This window comes from Caproicibacterium sp. NSD3 (genome assembly GCF_053613275.1).
Genome location: NZ_CM132119.1, coordinates 716,808 through 735,563, shown reverse-complemented (window position 1 = coordinate 735,563; position 18,756 = coordinate 716,808). Strand labels below are relative to the sequence as shown.

The following is an 18,756-nucleotide window of genomic DNA, read 5'->3' as shown; positions in this document are numbered from 1 at the left end:
ATGCGAGTAGGAATCGACATCTTAAAACGCGATTTATTTGACGGGGGGTCACCATCTTTCCTCTGTCAGCGGTTTGCTTTTGCGCACCGGCATCCGCTCCGGATGGCAAACTGTCTCGTGACAAAATCTACATACCGATATCAGCTGTCTGTGAAGAGTTCCGTCCGGATCCTGATAGTAATCGGACAGTGCCAACTCTGGATGCTCATCCAGATGCTTCACATGATGCACGATCACCGCCCGGCTATGCTGTCCCTTGCTCTTGCAGATCACACACTCGTTGTGATCTCTCCGAAGAATCTGTTTCCTTTTGTGCTGCCATGCAGACGATAAATAAAATGGGTTCGTCATAATGATCTCCTGAACTTTTCGAAACAGATCTGCATTGCAGTCTTATGGAAAATAAGGATCGGAATAAAACTTCGATCCTGTCTTGTTGCTTTCTCGTTGCTGTTGTTGTAATATTGTGGCGAAAGGAGACGAAAAAGATGTTTGAGAAGCCTATAACCAAAGACGCCAACCGAATGCTCTGTACTCTTTACAAATCCTACCTTGAAAAGCGCAAAACAGGCACTTCGAAAGCTGATGCCAAATACATTGGCGATTATAGTAACGTCCAGCAACAATACTTTCCAAATTTGCTTGTCGAAGACGTAGAAGAAACCCTTTGTGAACTTTGGCACAACAAATTTATCTTTGCACTCAATTCCGATAATCATGTCCGTGAAGTTACCCTAACTGACGATGCGATTGTCTACATGGAAAACCGATTCAAAAAAGGATTATCAGAAGTAATTGAAGCAATCTCAGCACTCAAATAGCTAATAGCCGCCTCGCGACAGCATGAGGCGGCTACTCTTTTATTCAACAAACTTTACATACTTTGCTTTCAAAACTTTCAACGGAGTTTCGGCGAGACATTCGTCTGAATATAGTACAGTGCCGTGATTTGCAACCCAAGTCATAGGATGTTCAAATCTTTTTGCACCGATTGATTTTAGCCAATCGAGCTTCTCTTGTGAGATATCCATTTCTCTCACCTCCCTTTTATTTCCAGCTTACATCATAACGCACTGAAAAAGGGACATTCAAGGACATCTTATTGAATACAGCGCTTTTTGATGCAGTCTTTTTATGTGCCGCTCCGAATAATGCATTTCTTCTCCGGTCTCTCTAAAAGTCATTGCGTCTATGTAATGGTGCAGCATGATGATCCTTTGAACCTCATCCGGTATTGAGACGATTGCTCTTTCTATTTCTTTCCTCGCGTCGATCTGCTGATCTATTTTTTTATCGATCTCCACTTCTATTTCCCAAATTTTATCGAGCGCGATCTGTGATTTGTTTTCTCCGTTATTCCCGTGCGGCATTCCGGTAATCACCTGGTTCCGCTTCGTCGCAACTTCAAACCACCTTTGCTTTTCTTCTTCCAGTCTTTTTATTTCCTCCCCTATTAATTTATATCTGTTTAGCCACTGCTTCTTTGCCTGGTCCTCTTCTGTGGCCATTTTGTCACGCCCTCTCTTCCATAATTCATATTGGCTTCTGCAGATGTGATATTTGTGCCATCACCTGCCATGCCCTTAACTCTTCTTCGCAAATAATGCCGCTCCGGTATTTCACCATTACTCGGCTCATCTCACTCACATATTTCTGCTCATTTTTCGGTAATCCCAAAACATCCGGATATCTTTGTCTTGCTATTCCATTAAGAACTTCTGCCCTAGCATTCGGACTATTGGGATCAACTTCCTTTTTCTCTAACTGCTTTTTCATCACTTCACCATGATCTCTCGAAACGCCCATCCGTTTGGCCGAGCATATTTATCGATAAAAAGCCGACGCCTGTATATGTAATCCCGCTGCAGTTTCCTGATCACTTTGCTTTTTACTTCGATCACTTCTACCATTCCGTTTCTATACGTTAAGATAAAATCCGGCGTATACTCGGCCTTATGTAATTTGATTCCGCAATAATCGCTTTTTGGAAGCAGAAGGAACGTTTTGTGCAGCTCGCAGTTTACAATTTCTTTTTTCTGAATCTTTGGCCATACATCACTGTAATAAAAATTCTCTTCCGCTTTGCTGTCAAAATCACTCTGCGGCTTTTTCCTGCAATTTTCTTTTTGGGTCTGCTGCTTTTGTCTTTCTGCTATCTGCCGCTCCAACTCTTTTCTAACAACAGGCCCTAGGCAGCTTATATCGTCAATGTGCAATTTTCGGTTATCATCTCTTCTCCCGTATATTGATTCTTTTCAGCTTTCCTCAGCTGTTCCCCAATTAGCTTTCTTCCGAATAAATCCAATGTGTCAATAAATTTTGTCCACGCTTCCAGCGGATTTTGAGACTGTGCCGCTCCTATCGCCCGCTCCATTGATTCGTTCACGATCTCTTTTAGCTCGTCCTTTTTCAAAGTCTTCTCCTCCCCGTCTTTTCCAGAAACACCATGCTGTAAAAAAGATACTCATATCCGAAACAATCTCCGCTTCTGATTTTTTCATCTTCCAGATAATAACCCTGCTTTGCCTTTGGAGGCTTTCTCCAACTGTTGGCACTGACTATTTCCGTTACTACTTTCGGCTTCTCTAAATTTCTGCTTTGGCACCATCGTTTTCCCCATGGATATTCTTTTTCCCGAATCAGCTTGTCCACCTGCTTTATCAAATAAGCTGCAAGCAAGCCGTATTGTCCGGTATTGTCCAGCAGGGTAATATGTACTCCTCCGTATGGCCACGCTTCTCTAATCTCTTTTCCGCTTCCGGCATTGATCACTAAATGATGATGAATGGCCCCCTTCTTTCCGATCTCTGTTACCACTATGTACTTAAGCTCTTTACCGGATTTTTTATAATTCATCCTCATTTTCCTGAGAAACTTTGAAATACATTCTTTTGCACCTTCAAGGTCTGGACGTTCCTGAGGCTTATAGGTCAGAACAATGTGATAATCTCCCGGCCTAAAATTTGTATTGAAAGTCCGTCTTAATTTCGTCTCAGCATTCCGCTTGTTAATATTCTGGACTTCTTCCGTCGTTGGCTTTCTATTTTTCCCGCGCTTGATTCCCGGCTTATGATATCTGGAGGAAAACTTTTTCACCACCTCAATCACCTTTCCGGAATAACACGTCTCTTTGATATACGGCACTTCGTACAGCCCTTTCTTTTTTCGTCCTTTTTGGTCGACAAGTTAATACTTTTAACAAGTAGTCAACGGGGCGCTTTAGGCCCCGCGATACTTGACTTTTTTCGGCTTGTACGGTAAAATAAATATGTAAGTTATTTTTCTGTACAAGCGAGCGCTTGAGTGTTTTGTGGACACTCAGGCGCTAATTTTTTACTCTTCTATTGATTGCTCTCCTGTATTTTTCAATTTGTTCTCCTGCATAGTTAATCAGATTTACTTTTATACGATTTTCTTTATATCTTCTCACTTTTCCGCATGTGTCAACCGCTCCGGGGCAATGATGACGTTCTCGGCACCGGCACGGGATGCACGGATCCGGCACTTTATTTTTCATTGCCTTTTTCTTCTTTTTTTACAATTTTTGAACCGTCCCATTTATACTCTCCTCTTCCGAGAGGCACTGCATAAAACCCATTCTTTGGATTCCCGTTCACCGGATGATAATCGTACTTCGACATGTCCATCCTTGGCTGCCCTCCTCTAATAATATTTTCCAGGACGCATACTCTGCCGATTGTCCCGGACTCTTTCACGGTTGTTGATTTCCTGCTTATAATCATTCCACGCTCGCTTGACGGCCCAAACAATTACATAAGTCACCAGCAGAACGATTGTAAGCAAACCAATGTTATAGATCGCTGTCATAATCAATCCTTCCATATTCGATACAGCAACACTGCCATTTCAGTTAATGCAAACACGATAACTGCGATCGTTATCCCTTTTATAATTGCTATTGACAACAGACTCATCTAATAATTCTCTCTTTCTTCAGGCACCATAGCTGCTCATTCAATGTGACAGCTATCGCCCTGGCTGTTTCCAAACTGAGCATCAACTCATCAACGGATTTTCTAGCTTTGTCTACCTCTTTTAAATCAAAATATTCCTTATGTTTGGTTCCTTCACGCATCATGACACTTGCACTATTCCTGGTTACTTCTACCGTGAGACTCTCGCAGCCTTCGTGCATTCGGATATGGTCAAGCAGTTCTACAATTTTTTCAAGACTTTTTCTCATTTTCATCTGATTTTCACTTTCTATTTCAATCATTCTTTTCTAATCTCCTTTTTTGATCGTTCTACATTTTTATGCAGACCGGATTGTCCGGCTTTCCAACTAATTTAGTCACAGCAATATCTTTTTTATGGATCTTTCCAACCCATAAATTCCAGAAACGGAATCTTTGGAATTTTAATTCTGGTCCCGGTCACAATGGTGGGAAATCCAAGGCTATTGATTCCGGTTTCTTTGTCTTCCCGGATTTGAAGTCTTAGCAACTGCGGAGCAGCATCAAGCACATCTGAGACTTGCGCAATTGTAAGGGTCTGTTTTGGTATTTTTGCAATTTCTGATAACGTCATTTTTTTACTTCCTTTTCTTCTAATGTTCTTCCTTTTTCGTTGCAAATTTCCAATTACCGATATACAATTATGGTAATTGGGGGAATCAAAATGAAATCTTATGAACGCACTCTAAAAAAATTAATTGACTTATCAAATGAACATTTTGTGTTTGTCACTTCTGATTCGTCTAACAAATTGCTTGATATACAAGACTTAAAATTTTTAAAGGCCAAAGGATTAATTGATTTACATTTAGCTGGAGATAACGAGTTTTATACCGTTATCAGTAATGATGGAATTACATATTTTTCAGATAAACACGATGAAAAAATATTATTTATAAAAGAGCATTTTTTTAATTTCATTTCCGGATTTGCTTCCGGTGTTTTGGTTACGGTAGTATCATTTTTGTTATTACAAAATATGTAATGACAGCGCCAAGCACAAAGCCCAGCAAGTTCATAAAAGATTTCATTTTTTCACTTCCTATGTTGTAAATACTTTCCTTTTGTCGTAAGATGCTGGTAGAAGGGAGGTGATACACATGAAAATGACTTTCAACAGTAGTGGATTAGATGAATTGCAAGAAAGACTTGAAAGGGCAAGTAATATCAGTGATACTATTTCTTTCGAAGAACTATTTAATAATTCATTTGTTCATGAACATTCAACCTTTTCAAGTCTTGAAGAACTGTTAAAATCAGGTGGTTATAATACTGATCGTGAAAGCTTTAAAAAAATCCCTAATGATGAACTTGATAAATTTATTAAAAAAAGCACTGATTTTGACTCATGGAAAGATATGCAACAATCTGCAGCTAACGAATGGATGTCAAAGCAGCTTGGGCTTTAGCCTTAATTTAACTTAATGCTCACTTTTAAAGACGTAACCAGTTCACTCACTTCCAGTAAAAGTGATTTGAGCTGGTTTACTTTTTTTATAGCTTCATCAATATCCGATAAATCCATGTCGATTTTGATAGCATTTTCAGCATCTTTCATCTTTTCACTTCCTTTCTCTTAATGGTTCGCCGTTACGCGGACTTTCGTTCCGGCTTTATTTCCTGCATTGCGACCCGCCCCATTAGGCCAAGCACAAATCCCAAAGCCATATCTTGGTTACGCTTATCTTTGGTTAAAAACTTGCTAATGGTTTCTTTTGCGGTATCATATGTAAGTTCGCTCATTTTTTCGCCTCCTTTGTCTTGATGAATACATTTTATATCTTATAGTTGTGCTTGTCAATACATTTTCATTACTTTTTTGTCTTGACCAATACATTATTCTGTGATACTATAAAGCTAATCAAAAGAAAGAAGGTGACACCATGGATGAAACAGTCGGTGCAAGAGTAAAGAGAATCAGAGAAAATCAGGTTGTTGATAATAAAAAAATGTCCCAAGAGGCTTTTGGAAAGTCTCTTGGGGTAAGTAGAAGTGTTATTGCAAATATTGAATATAATAAAGTAGAGCCTAGTGGCGCAATTCTCAGACTTATCTGTGCTACCTACAATATTAATTATGGATGGCTCATGAGCGGAAAAGGCCAAATGAATCCTCCAAATGAGGAAAAAAGCATTATTGGAATGATTGATGACCTTTTAGAAGATAATGAAACTGCGAAAAAAGTTTTTCGAGCTTTTACAGAATTCAGCGAAGAAGATTGGAAAACCGTCCAAAAGTTTATTGACACTCTAAAAAAATAAGAGAGACCCTTTTGGGTCTCTCTTTTTTACTTCAAAAATAAATATTTTGCCAGTTTCCATAACCTATGTAATTTCCAATTACTCATCGTCGACATCATCCACACAATCTCGTTTTGATAGTTCATGCATTTCCATCTCCAAGAATCCGCACATTCGTTCCGGTAGCTTTTTTATTATAGAACATACATTCGCGCAAATCAACTATAAAAATATAATAAATATGCTTTTTTAAATCTCATGTCCCAAAAATGGGACATGACTAGCAAAGCAATATAATAATTAGGATTAATATGTTGAACTTTGGAATATATTGGTATATATTAGTTTTTGGCATGTACTTTTATATTAGTTTAGGAGGAAATTTTATGAAAAAGATTTTGGCCATATTGATGGCCGCAACAATGGATGTATGTATATGCTCCGGGTGTGGAAGTTCGTCCGATTCTTCAAAGACTGCAAGCACTGCAGCTAAGGTATCCCCATAAAAATAGTTTCTGAAAAATTTATATCATTGAACAACATAGCAAAAGCCCTCGCGAAAATTACATGTCATATTATGAAGCGTATAGAAAAAGACGCTAAACTCAAAAATACTATTTAGGAGTGTAACAAAAATGAAAAAACTTGCAATCATTACCCTTTGCGCGGCTCTGCTCATCACTGTGCTTCCTGGGTGTGGCTCCACATCTGCAAACTCACATAACACCGACAGTACACAAGCAAGCTCAGTCGAAAGCAAAAAAATCCAAGCGCCTGACCTGACGGGCAATTGGAAACAAACAAACAGTAAATCCGATAGCTCCTACCAAGCTGCGACAATTAGTGGCGATACGATTGAAATTTATTGGGTAAGTGATAACGGCGACACAAAATCACTTTATTGGGCTGGAACTTTTGTTGCTCCGACTGTTGCTGACGAACCATATAAATGGGATTCAAATAATGACCATAGCAAAACTAAAAGCGCTATACTCGCGTCGAGTGATGATACTAAAACCATAACATACCAAAACGGCGTGTTAAGCTATGAAGCCTCCGCAATGGGAACGACTACAACGATTAAGCTCGAAAAGCAAAAATAACGACAAAAGGGGTGATGGATGATTTCCTAATTAGCAAATCGAAAGAGTTACCCCACTAATGGAGAGCATAGGACCGCAAGTACCATTTTGGTACTCACGGCTTTTTGCTTTCCAATACCTGATCACAATATCTAAGATTTCTACATTTTAGAAATCAAGAAAAAGAAATCGAACTTTTAGAAAGTTTGAATAATAAAAATTGATCAAAGAAAATTCACACAGACAGAAGCAGGCTACATAACTTAGCATCTTAACGATTAAACTATAAAGAATGCCATCTTGCCCGACTCTTAATTGTTAGCCGAGCAAGGTGGCATTTTACGTTATAGTAATTGCAATCATTCCATCAAATATGAGCCCTAAAAAGACAAAGTTTAGTCCTTGTCATCAGACAATGAATAAGCGGATTCTCCGTGCTCCGACATATCCAGACCAATAACTTCATCCTCGCTGGAAACTCGGAGATTCCGTACGCAAAGTTTGGTTACCCCCAGCGCAATCAAAGTGCCAACGACAGCGACGGCAACGGTGACTCCGACTGCAATCAGCTGACGAACGAACAGCTGCCATTGACCATAGATAAGGCCATCATAATTACCGACGAGATTGGTAACTCCTCTGGTTGCAAAAAGGCCAGTGGCAATGCCTCCCCAGATTCCGCCTATCCCATGACAGCCAAACACATCCAGTGAATCGTCATACCCGAATTTCGGTTTCACGACCTTGATGAAAAAATAGCTAATGGGGCTTATCAGCGCACCAATTACAATAGATGACCAAATTGGAACATATCCCGCAGCGGGAGTGATGGCCGCAAGGCCGAGAACAAACCCCGTACAAGCACCGACGCTCGTCAGCTTTCCGCTCCGGATCTTTTCAATCAGCATCCAGGAAAGCATGGCCGCAGCGGCAGCCGTATTCGTAGTCATGAAAGCATGAATTGCAAGCGCATTTGCCGCACCCGCGCTGCCTGCATTGAACCCGAACCAGCCAAACCACAGCAGAGATGCGCCAAGAATTACAAAGGGAATATTATGCGGCTTGGAAGACTCTTTTCCGTAATTCTTCCTTTTCCCAACGACGAGAGCAGCCACAAGCGCACTGACACCAGCACTGATATGTACAACATAGCCGCCTGCAAAATCGATCGCCCCAAGCTGCTGAAGCAAACCGCCTCCCCACATCATGTGAGCCATCGGATAGTATACGATAAGCGACCAAACACCGACAAAGATAAAAAGCGCTGAAAAGCGCATCCGCCCCACGATAGAACCGGTAATTAGAGCCGGTGCAATGATGGCAAACATCATCTGAAAAATTGCGAAGCATAATGTGGTCGGTGAATAAACGGAATTCGCCGTTCCTTCCGTGTGATTCAGGCAAAACCAATCCAAGTTTCCAATCACTCCGCCTTTTCCACCGCTGAAAGCCAATGAAAAACCGATCAGAACCCACATAAGGGATGCTAGTCCCATTACAAATATAGAAGACATCAGCGTATTGACGGTATTTTTTCTTTTGACCATACCGCCATAAAAAAAAGCAAGCCCTGGGGTCATAATTAAGACCAACGCCGAAGAAGTCAGCATCCACGCGATGTCGCCAGAATTAATACCGTTCATGTAAAAGCCTCCAATGTCCAAAATAAAAATTTTTGTGTGAACCACCCCATCGTTATTATTATCTTATTATTTCATGTTTCGACCAAATTTTACTTTATTATTTATATAAATCATCAATATGACTGTTTATTTTTATAAAAATTTTATTTTAAGTTCAATTAAGCCCCGACTTCTGTGATTTTACAAACATATCTTTTCATTTTTTTAAAAAAAGCTTATACTAAACAAAATTATATCTTGTTATTAATTAACAATCTCTATTTCATAAGGTGATACTATGCGCTGTAGCAACTGTAATCAAATTCTATCCGACGACTGGACCTTTTGCCCTTTTTGCGGTAAAAAGCGAATTCTAAATATTGAGCATAATGTAAAGAAACGAGGAAACGGCACCGGAACCATTTATAAGCTTCCTAATGGAAACTATAAAGTGGAAGTCGTAATCGGCTATTACAAAGAAAATGGAATCTCCAAAAAGCGAAGGAAAACCATTACCTGCAAAAAGAAAAAAGATGCGATACTCGCCATCCAAAAATTAAAGCATTCCACAGATCATAAAAAATCGATGACTCTCTTTGATCTGTACAAGGAATATCAAGATACTAAAAAATATGATAAGCTCAGTCAATCGCAAAAAGACAAGATGAAATTTGCCTGGAATAAGATCGAGCAAATGCAGCTCACAAAGATATCGGATCTCACTGTAAAGTCAATGCAGGACATCATCGATGCTACCACACAATCCTATTATCCGGCACGAGATATCAAAGTCTTATTTTCTCATCTGTATGAGATCGCCATAAAATCCGAAATTGAATCCTCTAATAAATCCGAGTACATTGAATTGCCCGACGCTCCTACTGCAAAGCGTCAAACATTCTCCGAAGAGGATATTGCAAAATTCTGGGACGATTATAATGGCCAATGCCCGGAAGGAAAAGCTGTTGCCCATGACTTCTCGGGATACATCTTAATTATGATCTATACCGGAATGCGAGTCGGCGAATTATTTGGGATTAAAAAGGATCATGTCTATTTAGACAAACGCTATATGGTAGGCGGCGAGAAAACTTCCGCCGGCCGTGACAGAGAAATTCCAATCAATGATTTTATATTTCCTATCGTACAAAAATTTTACCTTATGGGAAAAGAAAGACTCATTGAAAAAAATCTTGATACATTCTACTCTGAATATTGGGATACCATATCCCGGCTCGAAATCCGCAAGTTACCGCCTCAAACATGCAGGCACACCTACTTTACCCTGCTTGCAGAACACAAAGTACACCCTGCACTGATCGCTGCTATGGGCGGTCATGCACAGTATAAAACAGCGATCGATAACTATAATCGCCTATCTTTACAGTCCAAAATAGACGCCGCAAACCAGATTTAATTTTTTCTATTCCCACCCTATTCCCACTATTATTGTAATAAATGGCTTTACACCGGGATTTTTGTTTCCCCTGCTAAGGGAGTAGGTCGGGTAACCGGCGCGTGGGTTCAAATCCCACTTTCTCCGCCAAAGCCGCATGAACGCTGAGTTTGTGCGGCTTTTCTTTTTTAGTCATTAAAATAATTTTTACGTTTTTGCTATTTTCAAACGAATAAGCAATAAACCTTAAAACCGATGCGTAAAATCGTATTGGTTTTTTAGAGCAATATCAATTCATTTTTCATTCGCTCTTTAAGCACCGAAAATAGCCGTTACTGAAACTTTTTTGCAGCAGCAGCTGGTGGTTATGCTTTTAAGCAAAAATGTTATTGTACTTTACGAAACAGTGAAACTTAAAAAACAAGCGGCGACACTCTTTTATAGAGGCCACCGCTTGTTTTTGGTATTCAATGAAAAATGATTATTCGACTGTAATGACCGAAACAGGACATCCTTTCTGTGCTTTAACCGCTTTATCTTCTATCTCTGCTGGGACATCTTCCTGATAAACTTCAGCAACTCCATCATTGGCGATGCGAAAAACTTCAGGACATGTTTCCGCACAGAGTCCACAGGAAATACAGCCACTTCTGTCTAGTTTTGCCTTCATAAAACTCCCCTCCTTTCCATGGTATAATTCAATATAAAAACATGTTTATTAATGAGGAAATACAACTGTCAGCAGCATCTTGAATTTTCCATCCGCCGCCACAGCATGAGGGATTCCCGCGGGCATCGCAATGGTCTTTCCTTCGTTAAGCGAAAACTCCTCATTTCCAATTGTAATATGGGCCGCTCCTTCAAGAATCGTCAACATTGCATCTCCATCTGAAGAATGTGAGCTTATTTTTTCATTTTCATCAAACGCGAGCAGGGTAATACTCACAGCTTTATTCTGCACAAGAGTCCGGCTCACGACCTGCCCCTGCTGATATTCCACCAGCAAGGGCAACTCCAGCGCACTCTCAAACTCAATATTTTTTAAATAATGTATCCCCATCCTCTAAACCACCTTTTCAAAATTTTTCCGTCACTCCGAAACCAAACGCTTTTCTCCTTTGATCTCCTGAATATGTCTGATGTTCTAAGTCACTTCGAGCACACCAAGATATTCACCTTTTTCACTGTGCACGGCAAAATACCGAATGAAAATATATTTTTCGCCCATATTGATTCAGAAATCCTCACTGTCTTTTCGACCAGCTTTAAAATTCTCCACAAGTTTTTCGACAATATGCACACTTGCCGGGGTGGCAGTTAGAAACTTTTCGGCCAATAACTGCCGTTGTGCATCTGCGTGATCAATTCTTTCAAAATCTTTTGGCGGTATTCTCGATTGTTGATTTTCTCACTCATGTAAATTTCTCCTTAACCTTATAAATAAAATGTTTGCTCATTTTATTTATTGTGTCACAAACTATCCGATGCTGCGAATATCCATGCATGGAGTTTTCAAAAGTCCAATTAATTCCAACAATCTAGTAATTCCCGGATCTCTGCTTTACAATTCATGTATCTGCCTATTTAAAGAAAGATTTTTGTCCTTATTAAAATACATTTCGCAAACTATTCCAGATTTCACCATTATTGTAACAAATATTTTTGTAATTACAACCAAAATTTAAAATTGTCTAAAAGCCAAAGCAAAATTTAAAATTGTATTGAAAATTTTAATCCATAATTTTACCATCGGTCGAAATCGTAACAACCTGCCATGGAATGAATTTTCCGCTGTTTTGGAGTGCTCTTTTTACTGCGTTTTCAATTCCGCCGCAGCAAGGCACCTCCATCCTGACAACCGTAACACTTTTAATTTGGTTATTCTTGATGATTTCTGTCAGTTTCTCGCTGTAATCCCCTTCATCCAATTTTGGGCAGCCAATTAAAGTAATCTTATTTTTGATAAACCGATTATGAAAATCCCCATAAGCATAAGCGGTACAATCAGCGGCAATCAGCAGGTTTGCATCATTAAAATACAGTGCATTTACTGGTGCAAGCTTGATCTGAACAGGCCACTGAGAAAGCTGACTTTTATTTTCATTCCTATTGGAAGAAACAAACTCCCCCTCAGTTTCGCGGCAAATTGCTCTGGATTGTGTTCCAGGGCACCCACAATCCAGCATCTCTTTTTGTTTTCCCAATTTACTTTTTCCAACAGTAATTTCATCGTACTTCTTCGCTTCGCGTTCCTCAAAGCTGATTGCCCCTGCAGGGCAGGCAGGCAAACAGTCCCCCAGACCATCGCAGCAATCCTCCCTTAAAAGTTTTGCTTTGCCGTTTATCATTCCGATTGCACCTTCATGGCAAGCTTTTGCGCAGAGTCCACAACCGTTACATTTTTCTTCATCAATCCTAATTATTTTTCTAATCATTATTTTCACTCCTACTATCTTGATTTTTCGGTTTCAGTTTACTATAATCAAGCTAATAAATCTGTTGGAATTCCAACACAAGAGGGCTTTATGAAAAATTATTTAGAGATACTAAAAACAGTGGAACTGTTTAAAGACATAAAAGAATCGGATTTACGGTCACTTTTGTCATGCTTAGGTACGAAAAAAATTAATTTTAAAAAAGGAGAAACTGTATTTTTTAGCGGCGAGGGTGCAGACCGGTTCGGCATTGTTTTAGCGGGCCAAGTTCAGATCGTTCAGGATGACTATTACGGAAATAGAAGTATCCTTTCACAAATCGGCGTAGGAAATTTATTTGGAGAATCTTTTGCCTGTGCGAATGTAAAAGAGCTGCCGGTCAGTGTAATTGCGACAACTGAAAGTGAGCTTCTATTGATCCACTATTGCAAACTGGCGATTCCATGCGCGAAGGCTTGTGCTTTTCACAGCAAATTGATTCAGAACATGCTGCGTATCGTTTCCATGAAAAACATTGCGCTTACGCAGAAAATTGAATTTACATCAAAACGTACCACCCGTGAAAAACTTTTGGCTTATCTTTCCGCTGAAGCAAATAAAGCAAAAAGCAACCATTTTAGCATTCCATTTAACCGTCAGGAGCTTGCAGATTATCTTTCTGTCGAGAGAAGTGCAATGTCTGCAGAATTGTCTAAATTAAGAAATGACAACGTAATTTCATTTCAAAAAAACCATTTTACTTTGTTATAAAATGGTTTTTACAGGTTAACAGCGTTTTCATTTTGAAACTCTTTTTATAAAAATAGAAAAAGTCGGCACGCTATCATAAGATGTGATAGCATGCCGACTTTTATGTTTATAAATTAGCAAAAGTTAATTATTTATTTAGTTCGTCCACACGAGAATCTTTTTGTCCTGTTGGATGTCCCTTGAGCCAAAGCTTCTCAGCAGTAGGCTTCCATTCTTCAGCATAGTGAACACATTTTCCACAAAGATGCTGGCAGCTTTCCGGAGATTCCATATCCGTGGATTTTGCACCCGTTGCCGTTACTAAGCGCTGGAGTATTTCCGGATTTTCAAGCATCGGGCAAGGACGCAGCATATTGTCGTTGAACGGCTGTGCTGCCTGATAAGCTTTAAAGAGCGGCTGCTGCAGGCATTCGATCAAAGATTTGTCATGAATATTCGCGCTGGAATAATGAATAAAGACACAAGGCTCCACATCACCATTCGGGTTGATATGGCAATACTCTTTTCCTCCAGCTACACAGCCATTGACAAACTCTCCGTCGTCCTGAAAGTCCATTGCGAAAATCGGTTTGCCGCCTTCATAATCACGAATCTCACGCACACGATGATACATATATTCCCGCTGTTCCGGTGTCAAAAGCAGATCGGTAGAAGCGTCATTTCCGACAGGCATGTAATGGAAGTACCAAGTATAAGTAACGCCTTTTCCAATAATCATATCCAAGAATTCATCAGAAGTCACAGTCTTGTAGTTCTGGCTGGTGTAGCAGATAGAAGTGCCGTACAAAAGCTTGTATTTCTTCATCAGATCAAGTGCCTGCATGACCTTCTGGAAGTCGCCCTTACCACGTCTTGCATCATTTTCTTCTTCAAATCCTTCCAAGCTGACAGAAGGAACGAAGTTCCCAACGCGAAGCATTTCCTTGCAGAAGTCGTCATCAATCAACGTACCATTTGTAAAAGCATGGAAAGCGCAGTCATTGTGCTTTTCACACAGACGAATGACATCCTTTTTGCGAACAAGCGGCTCACCGCCGGTCAAAAGAAACGCATGAATTCCAAGCTCTTTGGCCTGTGTTACAATGCTGTCCATATCTTCAAAGGAAAGGTTCAGCTGACGATCATATTCGGCAGCCCAGCAACCGGTGCAGTGCAAATTGCAGGCACTGGTAGGATCAAAAAGAATAATCCACGGAATCGCACAGCCATATTTTTTGGAGTTCTCTTCTGCAATATGGAACCCACGAAAACCTGCTTCATAGCCAAGATTCAGCATGGACATTTTAATCAGCTTCGGGTCTGTATTATCCAGGAGGTTATTCGCAAATTTCATCCATTTGCTGTCTGGATTACTAAAAATATTGCGCAGTTGAGCGTAAGCTTCCGGCTTCCATACATCACCAAGTATTTTCTGTGTCAGATCGACCAGTTGCAGCAAAGCTTTGGAGCGATCATGATTGGTATATTTGATTGCAGCATCGATTGCCACTTCAAACGCTTTTCGCTGCATTGCATGTGTAATGCTATCCATAAATAAAAGCCTCCTCAAACTTCTTGTACTTGAACATTTATAACTAACTGTTCATCATACTGATTTTCTATGTTGTTGAGTATAACACTTTGATTCTTATAAATCAATACAAAACCCCCAAACGAAGCTACCCAAAATCGTCAAAGTGTCGTAAAAAGGAAAGTTGTATTTTTGCTGTTTTATAAAGTCAATCATACAAAATAAATTGGGAGAATTTTAGAAGAATTAAGGGGCCAAATCTGACGAAGTAATTTTTTGCAATTATAAACAGTTTTTGCTGCGGCACACTAAAAAACGATCAAGAAAAAGGGGTGCAATCGTAATGACTGCACCCCTTTTTATCTATGCCACAACTATACAATTTCCCGCTTGCTAAAAAGTAGGACATGGGTAACGATGGAAATGAAATTTACATAAATGGAAAGGAAAAAATGGTCGTCTCCATTTCTTCTCTTTTTATGCCAATTAGAAATAACGCTTTAAAAGGCCCTGGAATCCACATCCGTGCCGAGCTTCATCTTTCGCCATCTCATGCACGGTATCATGAATAGCGTCATAGTTAAGTGCTTTGGCTTTCTTTGCAAGGTCAAGCTTACCCTTACATGCGCCAGCCTCGGCTTCTACACGCATCTCAAGATTCTTCTTGGTGCTCTTCGTAAGGACTTCGCCCAAAAGCTCTGCAAACTTTGAAGCATGCTCAGCCTCTTGAAACGCATAGCGCTTAAAAGCCTCTGCAATTTCCGGATATCCTTCGCGCTCTGCCTGACGGCTCATGGCAAGATACATGCCAACTTCGCTGCATTCTCCGTTAAAGTTTGCGACAAGGCCTTCATAAACTTCAGGATCACAACCCTGTGCAACGCCAATTTCATGCTCGCATGCAAAGCCCTGGCTTTCAACCTGCTCTACAAATTTCTCTCGAGGTGCTTTGCACTGGGGGCAGAACAGCGGCGGAACTTCGCCCTCATACACATAACCACATACAGAACAAACCCACTTTTTCATTTTTACTTCCTCCTTGAAAAAATTTAATTGCAAATAATTTTATTTGGAACCTGTTTCAGCTTTTTTCAAAGCCTCCAGGCATTCCATGCAAATTCCATTAAAACAAACAGAATGGCTTAACACTTTCACTCTACATTTTCGTGCAACCATTGTATCTGCTTCCGGATCGACAAATTCGTCATTAACATCGATTACTTTTCCGCAATTTGTGCATACAAAATGAGAATGCGGTGTGATATCCCCGTCATAACGTTCCTGTCCATCCACGACGCCTACGCTAGCAATAACGCCTTCGTCTTTAAAAAGGCGAAGATTGCGATAGACGGTTCCTAAACTTAGATCAGGATATTCATTTTTCAACTCCTGATAAACCCATTCCGCTGTGGGATGAATTTTCGTTTTCTGTAAAGCGGTAAGAATCGCTTCTCGTTTTCGGCTGTAATTTTGTTTTCTTTCCATAGTCCATGTCCCCAATAATTTATAATATTTGTTCTTAATTTACTTTACTAAATCTTTTGGCATTTGTAAAGGGCAAGGGCTGTAAAACAAATTTAATAATGATTACTTTTCTTGTTTTTATAATACTACTTCGTTTTCAAAATGTAAAGACTTTTTTCAATATTTTTAAATATATTTTTATTTTTCTTAAAGCAATGCTTTTATAAGGACTCTGCGAAACGTAGGTTGTATGAGGCTTCAATCTGCGTTATGCTGAAAGCAGAAAAAATATGGGAGGGATTTATTTGGATCAATATGTAACAGGTTCTACCATCAAGGCTCTGCGTGAAAAGAAAAAATTAACACAAAAGCAATTGGCAGAACTTTTAGCAGTCAGCGATAAAACAATTTCAAAATGGGAAACGCAAAAGGGGCTTCCGGATATCACACTGATAAAACCGCTGGCAGAAACGCTTGGCGTTTCAATTGGAGAGCTTTTATCGGGACAATTATTTTCCAACGAAAACCGCTCTGCAAATTTAAGGAAGGGAAGCTTTTATGTTTGCCCGGTCTGCGGAAATATTATTTATGCGGTTGGAAACGGTTCTTTTCATTGCTGCGGAATCACGCTTCCTCCTCTTGAGGCTGAAGCGATCGATTCGGAACATCCTTTGAAAGCAGAACGAATAGAAGATGAATATTTAGTTTCGTGCCATCATCCTATGGAAAAGGAGCATTATCTTTCTTTTTTCGCTTATCTTTCCGCCGGGCAACTCCAAATGATCAAACTTTATCCAGAGCAAAATGCGGAAGCCCGCTTTAAAATTCGCGGACATGGAACTTTTTATGCTTTCTGCAACCGACACGGACTTTTTTCTATCACTGTCTAAAATAAAAAAAACGACCTGGAATCTTTTCGCAAGATTTCAGGTCGTTTTTTTACCAGTTGACTTTTTCTTCATGCAAGGCGGACTCTAATTTTTCCTCATCTCCGTCAAACAAATAGCCGCGCATTCCAAACTGTTCTCCCGTTTTTAGGTTTTGCTCACAATCATCGATAAAGAAGCATTCTTTAGGATCCAGATGATAACGATCAAAGAGGATCCGATAAATCTGCGGTTCCGGCTTTACCTGCTGAACATCCGCAGACATAACCACTCCATCAAAATACTGTAATGCCGGAAGGCGATGCGCATAAACATGAAGCCGCACCCCCGTATTGCTGAGCAGATAGAGGTGATAGCCTGCCTGATGAAGCTTAATCGCCAGTAAATTAACGCCCTCAATCGGGCGTGTATAATTCTGCCACCCATAAAAAAGTGCACTGGCCTCCTGGTGGAGACGCTTAGGCAGCTTTTGAAGCATCTTTTTTAAAGCATCCCGTTCTGTAATAAGGCCATGGTCCAGATCAAGCCATTCCTGCCCACCAAATAGAGCCGTCAACACCATATCCTGATCTTCTTCACAGTGCAAAAATGCTTTTACATAGTCCTGTGGATTATAGTCCAGCAGTACATTTCCCATATCAAAAATCATATTTCTAATCATATGAAATCCCCCTGTTTTGCAGATTCAACCACTAAAACTGCGTGTGGAAAGTATACCATATTCTTCTAAAAAACGCAAAAGACTAATCTCCAAAATGAGATTAGTCTTCTGCATCTTTCGATCATCGCAAAGGCACCGATTAAGAAAACAGGTTCTCTTTACAGTCTCCCAACAAAAGCTGCAAACTATTTTCTTACTGCCAATCAATGATGCTCCCTATTACGCTGCTTCCAATATCAGACAAAAGCAAAATTAATTAATCTTCATCGGCCGCTTTCAAATGGCCGGTATTTTCAATTTCAGAAATCATATCAATTCGTACTTGGTGGCGACCACCCTCATACTTTGCTCCAAGCCATTCATCAACAATCATTTTTGCTGTTTCGATTCCAATAACGCGGGCACCAAATGCAATAATATTGGAATTATTATGCTGCTTAGAAAGCTTTGCGGAATAAGGCTCACTGCAAGCACATGCACGAATGCCTTTTACTTTGTTTGCTGCCAGAGAAATTCCGACTCCGGTTCCGCACATCAGTACGCCGCCGTCTACCTTTCCAGATGCCACCAGCTTCGCTACTTTATATCCGCTGATTGGATAATTAAAGCGCTCGGTGCTGTTTGTGCCAACATCGATCACTTCAATCCCCTTTTCTTCCAGATAAGCCTTTATTTGATTTTTCATCTCAACTGCAACATGATCATTTCCAATTGCTAATTTCATAATTGCCTCCG

General features: G+C 40.0%; 30 protein-coding genes and 1 pseudogene. 8 read left to right on the top strand and 23 right to left on the bottom strand.

The window, feature by feature from the left end; translation table 11 throughout:
- Nucleotides 1-48: 48 nt before the first annotated feature.
- A complete protein-coding gene (locus tag ACVS9P_RS03615; protein ID WP_452104277.1) occupies nucleotides 49-351 on the bottom strand; it encodes an HNH endonuclease in 303 nt (100 codons plus the stop codon).
- A gap of 137 nt (nucleotides 352-488) precedes the next feature.
- On the opposite strand from ACVS9P_RS03615, the gene ACVS9P_RS03610 reads away from it, so the two are divergent.
- Nucleotides 489-821, top strand: coding sequence for a hypothetical protein (locus ACVS9P_RS03610; protein ID WP_452104276.1), 333 nt, complete (start codon nucleotides 489-491; stop codon nucleotides 819-821).
- Between the two features lie 39 nt (nucleotides 822-860).
- Here ACVS9P_RS03610 and ACVS9P_RS03605 read toward each other — a convergent pair whose 3' ends face one another.
- From ACVS9P_RS03605 to ACVS9P_RS03560, 10 genes are all read right to left on the bottom strand, one after another.
- A complete protein-coding gene (locus ACVS9P_RS03605; protein WP_452104275.1) occupies nucleotides 861-1,031 on the bottom strand; it encodes a hypothetical protein in 171 nt (56 codons plus the stop codon).
- A 57-nt stretch (nucleotides 1,032-1,088) separates the two neighbouring features.
- A complete protein-coding gene (locus ACVS9P_RS03600; RefSeq protein ID WP_452104274.1) occupies nucleotides 1,089-1,508 on the bottom strand; it encodes a sigma factor-like helix-turn-helix DNA-binding protein in 420 nt (139 codons plus the stop codon).
- Nucleotides 1,509-1,533: 25 nt separating this feature from the next.
- The gene (locus ACVS9P_RS03595; RefSeq protein ID WP_452104273.1) at nucleotides 1,534-1,776 is read right to left on the bottom strand and encodes a hypothetical protein; all 243 of its coding nucleotides are present in this window, start codon (nucleotides 1,774-1,776) and stop codon (nucleotides 1,534-1,536) included.
- The gene (locus tag ACVS9P_RS03590) at nucleotides 1,776-2,216 is read right to left on the bottom strand and encodes a DUF1064 domain-containing protein (RefSeq protein WP_452104272.1); all 441 of its coding nucleotides are present in this window, start codon (nucleotides 2,214-2,216) and stop codon (nucleotides 1,776-1,778) included. The genes ACVS9P_RS03595 and ACVS9P_RS03590 overlap by 1 nt, the downstream gene beginning before the upstream one ends.
- On the bottom strand, nucleotides 2,198-2,413 hold the full coding sequence (locus tag ACVS9P_RS03585; RefSeq protein ID WP_452104271.1) for a hypothetical protein: 216 nt from the start codon (nucleotides 2,411-2,413) through the stop codon (nucleotides 2,198-2,200). Before ACVS9P_RS03585 ends, ACVS9P_RS03590 begins: the two co-directional genes overlap by 19 nt.
- Nucleotides 2,410-3,096, bottom strand: a complete 687-nt coding sequence (locus ACVS9P_RS03580; RefSeq protein ID WP_452104270.1) for a rolling circle replication-associated protein — start codon at nucleotides 3,094-3,096, stop codon at nucleotides 2,410-2,412. Before ACVS9P_RS03580 ends, ACVS9P_RS03585 begins: the two co-directional genes overlap by 4 nt.
- Nucleotides 3,097-3,506: 410 nt before the next feature.
- Nucleotides 3,507-3,647, bottom strand: coding sequence for a hypothetical protein (locus tag ACVS9P_RS03575; RefSeq protein WP_452104269.1), 141 nt, complete (start codon nucleotides 3,645-3,647; stop codon nucleotides 3,507-3,509).
- A 16-nt stretch (nucleotides 3,648-3,663) separates the two neighbouring features.
- Entirely contained in the window at nucleotides 3,664-3,828 is a 165-nt protein-coding gene (locus tag ACVS9P_RS03570) for a hypothetical protein (RefSeq protein WP_452104268.1), read from the bottom strand.
- Nucleotides 3,829-3,931: 103 nt separating this feature from the next.
- A complete protein-coding gene (locus ACVS9P_RS03565; RefSeq protein ID WP_452104267.1) occupies nucleotides 3,932-4,237 on the bottom strand; it encodes a hypothetical protein in 306 nt (101 codons plus the stop codon).
- A gap of 92 nt (nucleotides 4,238-4,329) precedes the next feature.
- On the bottom strand, nucleotides 4,330-4,548 hold the full coding sequence (locus ACVS9P_RS03560; RefSeq protein WP_452104266.1) for a hypothetical protein: 219 nt from the start codon (nucleotides 4,546-4,548) through the stop codon (nucleotides 4,330-4,332).
- 90 nt (nucleotides 4,549-4,638) lie between these two features.
- Between ACVS9P_RS03560 and ACVS9P_RS03555 the strand changes: the two genes are divergently transcribed.
- Both ACVS9P_RS03555 and ACVS9P_RS03550 read left to right on the top strand, forming a co-directional pair.
- Nucleotides 4,639-4,959 carry a hypothetical protein gene (locus tag ACVS9P_RS03555; protein WP_452104265.1) on the top strand — a complete coding sequence of 107 codons (321 nt, stop codon included), beginning with the start codon at nucleotides 4,639-4,641 and terminating at the stop codon, nucleotides 4,957-4,959.
- 115 nt (nucleotides 4,960-5,074) lie between these two features.
- On the top strand, nucleotides 5,075-5,383 hold the full coding sequence (locus ACVS9P_RS03550) for a hypothetical protein (RefSeq protein WP_452104264.1): 309 nt from the start codon (nucleotides 5,075-5,077) through the stop codon (nucleotides 5,381-5,383).
- A 2-nt stretch (nucleotides 5,384-5,385) separates the two neighbouring features.
- Here ACVS9P_RS03550 and ACVS9P_RS03545 read toward each other — a convergent pair whose 3' ends face one another.
- Nucleotides 5,386-5,532 (bottom strand): hypothetical protein, encoded by a 147-nt coding sequence (locus tag ACVS9P_RS03545; protein WP_452104263.1) that lies wholly within the window; start codon nucleotides 5,530-5,532, stop codon nucleotides 5,386-5,388.
- Between the two features lie 32 nt (nucleotides 5,533-5,564).
- On the bottom strand, nucleotides 5,565-5,717 hold the full coding sequence (locus ACVS9P_RS03540) for a hypothetical protein (protein ID WP_452104262.1): 153 nt from the start codon (nucleotides 5,715-5,717) through the stop codon (nucleotides 5,565-5,567).
- A gap of 140 nt (nucleotides 5,718-5,857) precedes the next feature.
- On the opposite strand from ACVS9P_RS03540, the gene ACVS9P_RS03535 reads away from it, so the two are divergent.
- A complete protein-coding gene (locus tag ACVS9P_RS03535) occupies nucleotides 5,858-6,235 on the top strand; it encodes a helix-turn-helix domain-containing protein (RefSeq protein WP_452104261.1) in 378 nt (125 codons plus the stop codon).
- A 614-nt stretch (nucleotides 6,236-6,849) separates the two neighbouring features.
- The gene (locus ACVS9P_RS03530) at nucleotides 6,850-7,317 is read left to right on the top strand and encodes a hypothetical protein (protein ID WP_452104260.1); all 468 of its coding nucleotides are present in this window, start codon (nucleotides 6,850-6,852) and stop codon (nucleotides 7,315-7,317) included.
- 374 nt (nucleotides 7,318-7,691) lie between these two features.
- On the opposite strand, the gene ACVS9P_RS03525 is transcribed toward ACVS9P_RS03530, so the two are convergent.
- On the bottom strand, nucleotides 7,692-8,939 hold the full coding sequence (locus ACVS9P_RS03525) for an ammonium transporter (RefSeq protein WP_452104259.1): 1,248 nt from the start codon (nucleotides 8,937-8,939) through the stop codon (nucleotides 7,692-7,694).
- A 277-nt stretch (nucleotides 8,940-9,216) separates the two neighbouring features.
- Here ACVS9P_RS03525 and ACVS9P_RS03520 point away from each other — a divergent pair, with 277 nt between their 5' ends.
- Complete coding sequence (locus ACVS9P_RS03520; protein ID WP_452104258.1) at nucleotides 9,217-10,335, top strand: tyrosine-type recombinase/integrase; 1,119 nt, start codon at nucleotides 9,217-9,219, stop codon at nucleotides 10,333-10,335.
- Between the two features lie 460 nt (nucleotides 10,336-10,795).
- Here ACVS9P_RS03520 and ACVS9P_RS03515 read toward each other — a convergent pair whose 3' ends face one another.
- The 4 genes and pseudogenes from ACVS9P_RS03515 to ACVS9P_RS03500 form a co-directional block, all read right to left on the bottom strand.
- Nucleotides 10,796-10,984 (bottom strand): ferredoxin, encoded by a 189-nt coding sequence (locus tag ACVS9P_RS03515; RefSeq protein WP_452104257.1) that lies wholly within the window; start codon nucleotides 10,982-10,984, stop codon nucleotides 10,796-10,798.
- Between the two features lie 48 nt (nucleotides 10,985-11,032).
- Nucleotides 11,033-11,374, bottom strand: coding sequence for a cupin domain-containing protein (locus ACVS9P_RS03510; RefSeq protein WP_452104256.1), 342 nt, complete (start codon nucleotides 11,372-11,374; stop codon nucleotides 11,033-11,035).
- 84 nt (nucleotides 11,375-11,458) lie between these two features.
- Nucleotides 11,459-11,663 (bottom strand): annotated as a pseudogene (locus ACVS9P_RS03505) (PAS domain-containing protein); the annotation flags it as partial.
- 381 nt (nucleotides 11,664-12,044) lie between these two features.
- Nucleotides 12,045-12,749, bottom strand: coding sequence for an ATP-binding protein (locus ACVS9P_RS03500; RefSeq protein WP_452104255.1), 705 nt, complete (start codon nucleotides 12,747-12,749; stop codon nucleotides 12,045-12,047).
- A 90-nt stretch (nucleotides 12,750-12,839) separates the two neighbouring features.
- On the opposite strand from ACVS9P_RS03500, the gene ACVS9P_RS03495 reads away from it, so the two are divergent.
- A complete protein-coding gene (locus tag ACVS9P_RS03495; protein WP_452104254.1) occupies nucleotides 12,840-13,499 on the top strand; it encodes a Crp/Fnr family transcriptional regulator in 660 nt (219 codons plus the stop codon).
- A 127-nt stretch (nucleotides 13,500-13,626) separates the two neighbouring features.
- Here ACVS9P_RS03495 and ACVS9P_RS03490 read toward each other — a convergent pair whose 3' ends face one another.
- The 3 genes from ACVS9P_RS03490 to ACVS9P_RS03480 all read right to left on the bottom strand — a co-directional run bounded on the left by ACVS9P_RS03490 (nucleotide 13,627) and on the right by ACVS9P_RS03480 (nucleotide 16,494).
- Nucleotides 13,627-15,030: a radical SAM protein gene (locus tag ACVS9P_RS03490; RefSeq protein WP_452104253.1), complete on the bottom strand. Its 1,404-nt coding sequence runs from the start codon at nucleotides 15,028-15,030 to the stop codon at nucleotides 13,627-13,629.
- Between the two features lie 465 nt (nucleotides 15,031-15,495).
- Nucleotides 15,496-16,035 (bottom strand): NADH peroxidase, encoded by a 540-nt coding sequence (locus tag ACVS9P_RS03485; RefSeq protein ID WP_452104252.1) that lies wholly within the window; start codon nucleotides 16,033-16,035, stop codon nucleotides 15,496-15,498.
- Between the two features lie 39 nt (nucleotides 16,036-16,074).
- Nucleotides 16,075-16,494 (bottom strand): Fur family transcriptional regulator, encoded by a 420-nt coding sequence (locus tag ACVS9P_RS03480; protein ID WP_452104251.1) that lies wholly within the window; start codon nucleotides 16,492-16,494, stop codon nucleotides 16,075-16,077.
- A 284-nt stretch (nucleotides 16,495-16,778) separates the two neighbouring features.
- On the opposite strand from ACVS9P_RS03480, the gene ACVS9P_RS03475 reads away from it, so the two are divergent.
- Nucleotides 16,779-17,363: a helix-turn-helix domain-containing protein gene (locus ACVS9P_RS03475; protein WP_452104250.1), complete on the top strand. Its 585-nt coding sequence runs from the start codon at nucleotides 16,779-16,781 to the stop codon at nucleotides 17,361-17,363.
- Nucleotides 17,364-17,412: 49 nt separating this feature from the next.
- On the opposite strand, the gene ACVS9P_RS03470 is transcribed toward ACVS9P_RS03475, so the two are convergent.
- Both ACVS9P_RS03470 and rpiB read right to left on the bottom strand, forming a co-directional pair.
- Nucleotides 17,413-18,021: an HAD family hydrolase gene (locus ACVS9P_RS03470; protein ID WP_452104249.1), complete on the bottom strand. Its 609-nt coding sequence runs from the start codon at nucleotides 18,019-18,021 to the stop codon at nucleotides 17,413-17,415.
- A 256-nt stretch (nucleotides 18,022-18,277) separates the two neighbouring features.
- The gene (rpiB, locus tag ACVS9P_RS03465; protein WP_452104248.1) at nucleotides 18,278-18,745 is read right to left on the bottom strand and encodes a ribose 5-phosphate isomerase B; all 468 of its coding nucleotides are present in this window, start codon (nucleotides 18,743-18,745) and stop codon (nucleotides 18,278-18,280) included.
- Between the last annotated feature and the right edge of the window lie 11 nt (nucleotides 18,746-18,756).